The sequence below is a fragment of the Bordetella petrii genome (assembly GCF_020991325.1).
GTDB lineage: Bacteria > Pseudomonadota > Gammaproteobacteria > Burkholderiales > Burkholderiaceae_B > Bordetella_A > Bordetella_A petrii_E.
The window spans coordinates 1-1,862 of record NZ_JAJMLX010000465.1 but is presented as its reverse complement, the minus strand read 5'-3'; the positions used below and the strand labels follow the sequence as shown (position 1 = coordinate 1,862).

General features: G+C 70.9%; 2 protein-coding genes. Both read right to left on the bottom strand.

The window, feature by feature from the left end; genetic code table 11:
- The coding region (locus tag LPZ50_RS24590; protein ID WP_230665454.1) for a UbiH/UbiF family hydroxylase at positions 1-929 on the bottom strand (929 nt) is incomplete at its 3' end.
- Positions 926-1,862, bottom strand: a 937-nt coding sequence (locus LPZ50_RS24585) for a murein transglycosylase A (RefSeq protein ID WP_230665453.1), incomplete at its 5' end; no start/stop codon positions are given. The genes LPZ50_RS24585 and LPZ50_RS24590, both read right to left, overlap by 4 nt.

Here is a 1,862-nt window from a genome sequence, read left to right as displayed (position 1 = left end):
AGGGCTTCCACGTCGCCCAGCCCCAGGTTCAGCCCCTGGCCCGCCAGCGGGTGCACGCGGTGCGCGGCGTCGCCCGCCAGCGCAATACCGGGCGCCGTCATGCGGGCCTGATCTAGCGTCAGGGGAAAGCCGTGCAGCTTGCCGCGCATGCGCAGCCGCCCCAGTCGGCCCTGCGCCGCATGTTCCAACAAGTATTCAAGGCGCGCCGCCTGGGCCTCGGGTTCGAGCGCCTGCAGGGCCTGGGCCTGCGCGTTATGCATCGACCACACCATCGATACCTGCGGGCCGGCGGAGGTGTCGGGCAGCGGCAGCAGGGCCAGCACGCCGTCATCGCGGAACCACTGGAAGGCCACGCCCTGGTGGGGGCGTTCGGCATCCAGGTGCGCCACCAGGCCGGTGTCGTCGTAGGGCTTCGAAGTATGCGGAATGCCGGCCGCGGTGCGCAGCGGCGACGCAGCACCGTCGGCTCCCACGAACAGTTCGGCACGCAACCGCTCGCCCGCGCTGGTTTCCACGGCGCCGTCGCGGTAGGCCACGCAGCGCTCGTTCAGCCAGGGAATGCCGAACATGCGCACGGCCTGCATCAGCACCCGCTCGATTTCCCCGGATTCGACGATCCAGGCCAGTTGCGGCTGGGCCGCCTGCCAGGCGTTGAGGTCGACGCGGCCATCGGCATCGCCGTGGATTTCCATGCCCTGCACCGGCATGATGCGCGCGCCGGGCATGGCGTCCCACACCCCCAGTTCGGCCAGGAAGCGCTGGCTGGCCGGCGAAATGGCGTACACCCGCGGATGATAGGCATCCGGGTCGGCGGCGGGCACCGTGGTTTGCGGCGCCAGCAGGGCCACGCGCTGGTTGCGCCGCGCCAGGGCCAGCGCACTGGCCAGCCCCACGATACCCGCGCCGCAGACAATGATCTGGTGCTTCATCGCGCCGAGGGCTCCCCGGCCTGTTTGGGCCACAGCACCCACATCTGGCCGCGCTGCTTCATGCGCCCGGCCAGCGCGCCGGCGTCATCGCCGAAGCCCCAGTAGAAATCGGCCCGCGCCGCGCCGCGGATGGCAGTGCCCGTGTCCTGCGCGAACACCAACCGCTGCAGCGGGCGGTCGGAAGCCGGCCAGGTGGTGGACAGGAATACCGGCGCGCCCAGCGGCACGAAGCCGGTATCCACCGCGATGGAACGGCGCGGCGACAGCGGAATGCCGTAGGCCCCCTTGGGGCCCAGTTCCGGGTCGTCGACCGCTTCTTCGCGGAAGAACACCACGGCGGGGTTGGCATTCAGCATTTCCTGCACGCGCGCGGGGTTGCGCTGCGCCCAGGCACGGATGTTTTGCATGGACGCCTGGTCGGCCCGCAGCTCGCCCTGCGCGATCAGCCACTTGCCGATGGACGCATAGGGCTGGCCGTTATGGTCGGCATAGGCCAGGCGGATGGTAGTGCCGGCGTCGGGGCCGTCGGTCAGCAATACGCGGCCGGAACCCTGCACCTGCAGGAAGAAGTTGTCCACCGGGTCGTCGATCCAGACGATGGCCGGCGGGCGGTCTTGCGAGGCATCGATGGCGGCGCGGGTGTCGTAGGGCACCACGCGCTTGCCCACCAGCTTGCCGCGCACCCGCTTGCCCGCCAGATCGGGGTACACCGACCCCAGGTCGATGGTGAGCAGGTTGTCGGGCACCGCGTAAAGCGGCCATTGGTGGGGGCCGCCCTGCCGGCGCGAGCCGCGCACCAGCGGCTCGTAGTAGCCCGTGACCGTATTGGATGCCTGGCGGTTGTCGGCGCCATTCAGGCGCCAGGGCTGCAGCTGCGCCTGCAGGAAGCGGCGCACGCCGGCGGCATCGGTGGGGGCCTGGGCCGGGTCGGCC